We start from the raw sequence: 2,415 nt of genomic DNA, 5'->3' as shown, positions 1-2,415 counted from the left end.
GCCAGCTCGTTGTCCTGGCAGTAGACGTTGTTGTTGCCGTCCTGGGTCCGCGCCATCTCATCACCGTGGCTGAGCATCGGGGTACCCAGCGAGAGGATGAGGGTGGTGAGGAAGTTGCGGCGCTGGCGCGCGCGCAGGGCCTTGATCTCCGGATCATCCGTCGGGCCCTCGACGCCGTGGTTCCAGGAACGGTTGTGGGATTCGCCGTCGCGGTTGTCCTCACCGTTGGCCATGTTGTGCTTCTCGTTGTAGCTCACCAGGTCGTTGAGCGTGAAGCCGTCGTGGGCGGTGATGAAGTTGATCGACGCGGTGGGGCGGCGACCGTTGTTGGCGTAGAGGTCCGAGGAACCGGTCAGGCGGGAGGCGAACTCGCCCAGGGTGGCCGGCTCGCCGCGCCAGAAGTCACGGACGGTGTCGCGGTACTTGCCGTTCCACTCGGTCCACAGCGGCGGGAAGTTGCCCACCTGGTAGCCGTCGTGGCCGATGTCCCACGGCTCGGCGATGAGCTTCGCCTGGGAGACGACCGGGTCCTGCTGGACCAGGTCGAAGAAGGTGGCCAGGCGGTCGACGTCGTGCAGCTCGCGGGCCAGGGTGGAGGCCAGGTCGAAGCGGAAGCCGTCGACGTGCATCTCCGTGATCCAGTAGCGCAGCGAATCCATGATGAGCTGCAGGGAGTGCGGGTCGCGCACGTTGAGGGAGTTACCGGTGCCGGTGTAGTCCATGTAGTGGTACTTGTCACCGTCGACGAGCCGGTAGTAGGCCTCATTGTCGATGCCGCGGAACATGATGGTCGGGCCCAGGTGGTTGCCCTCCGCGGTGTGGTTGTACACCACGTCGAGGATGACCTCCATGCCAGCCTCGTGGTACGCGCGGACCATGCCCTTGAACTCGGAGACGGCGCCACCGGGCTTGCGGGCGGCGGCGTAGTCCTGGTGCGGGGCGAAGAAGCCGAAGGTGTTGTAGCCCCAGTAGTTGCGCAGGCCCAGATCGCGCAGGCGGTCATCCTGCAGGAACTGGTGCACCGGCATGAGCTCGACGGCCGTGACACCCAGGTCCTTGAGGTAGGAGATGATCGCCGGGTGCGCGAGGCCCGCGTAGGTGCCGCGCAGGTTCGGCGGGACATCCGGATGGGTCATGGTCAGACCCTTGACGTGGGTCTCGTAGATGACCGTCTCGTTGTAGGGGATGCGCGGTGCGCGGTCGGAACCCCAGTCGAAGAACGGGTTGATGACCACGGACTTCATGGTGTGGCCGAGGCTGTCCTCCTCGTTGCGGCCGGAGCCCGGCGGGTCGGCGAAGATGTCGTAGGAGAACAGGGACGGGTCGCCGTCGAAATCGCCGTCGAAGGCACGTGCATAGGGATCCACGAGGAGCTTGTTGGGATCGCAACGCTTGCCGTTGTGCGGGTCGTAGGGGCCATGCACGCGGAAGCCGTAGCGCTGACCGGGCTGGACACCGGGGAGGTAGCAGTGCCAGACGTTGGCGTGCACTTCCTCCAGGTTGATGCGGACTTCGTTGTCGTCGCGGTCGATGAGGCACAGTTCGACCTTCTCCGCGACATAGGAGAAGAGTGCGAAGTTGGTGCCTGCGCCGTCGTAGGTGGACCCCAGCGGGTAGGGGTCACCCGGCCAGACCGTGTAGGTGTGCTCGGACTCAGTAGTCATGGTTGCCGATCTTAACTGTTCTCAGACAGATTCACCGTCTCAGCCACGGCTTGTGGCCAGACCAGTGAGCAACAGCTCCACCCCGCGGTGGAAATCCACCGAGGCATCCCCCGGGACCTCCACTCCGGTGTCGGCCGCGTGCTGGGCCCGCGCCTGCTCCAGGGCGGTGGCGCCGAGCACGAGGTGCAGCAGGGAGGCGGCTCCCACGCGGCGCAGGTCGACGTCCCCGGACAAGGTGTGCGCCAGTTGCTTCTCGACGTCCGCGCGCGTCACCGAGTCCGGCTGCGACAGCGCGGCGGCGACCAGTTCCGCGCCGTCGCGACGCGTGAGCATCGACTCCCGCAGCAGCCCGGCAAGCCCCGCGGCGGTGGTCGGCGCGGTGTCGGCGAGCACGGGCGCGAGGATCTCCTCGGCGATCGCCGTAATGAGTTGCTGCTTGTTGGCGATATGCCAGTACAGAGCTCCCGGGGCCACCCCCAGGGACGTGGCGACCCGTCGCATGGTCATGTCCGCCAGGCCGTAGGTGTCCAGAATGGTCACGGCGGCGTCGATGATCGTCTCGCGGGTCAGCTGCACAACGCCAGAGTCTACCGTCGGGACCACCGTGTTGATAGGGTGGCCCATCGACTGACCATCCCCCGCGACGAGTAAGGACCGTCACCGTGAAGAAGACCATCGTGGCCATTGCCCTCGCCGTCCCGTTGACATTGGTCGCGGCCTGCGGGTCCGGGGAGGAGGCCACCACCCCCAC

At 66.3% G+C, this 2,415-nt stretch carries 2 protein-coding genes; both read right to left on the bottom strand.

The window, feature by feature from the left end:
* The coding region (gene glgX / locus Q4F73_RS09915; protein WP_303359188.1) for a glycogen debranching protein GlgX at nucleotides 1–1,664 on the bottom strand (1,664 nt) is incomplete at its 3' end.
* Between the two features lie 39 nt (nucleotides 1,665–1,703).
* Nucleotides 1,704–2,240 carry a TetR family transcriptional regulator gene (locus Q4F73_RS09910; protein ID WP_303359187.1) on the bottom strand — a complete coding sequence of 179 codons (537 nt, stop codon included), beginning with the start codon at nucleotides 2,238–2,240 and terminating at the stop codon, nucleotides 1,704–1,706.
* Nucleotides 2,241–2,415 lie beyond the last annotated feature (175 nt).

The organism is Corynebacterium sp., from assembly GCF_030535495.1.
In the GTDB taxonomy this organism is placed as follows: domain Bacteria; phylum Actinomycetota; class Actinomycetes; order Mycobacteriales; family Mycobacteriaceae; genus Corynebacterium.
This window is presented reverse-complemented; position numbering and strand designations above follow the sequence as displayed.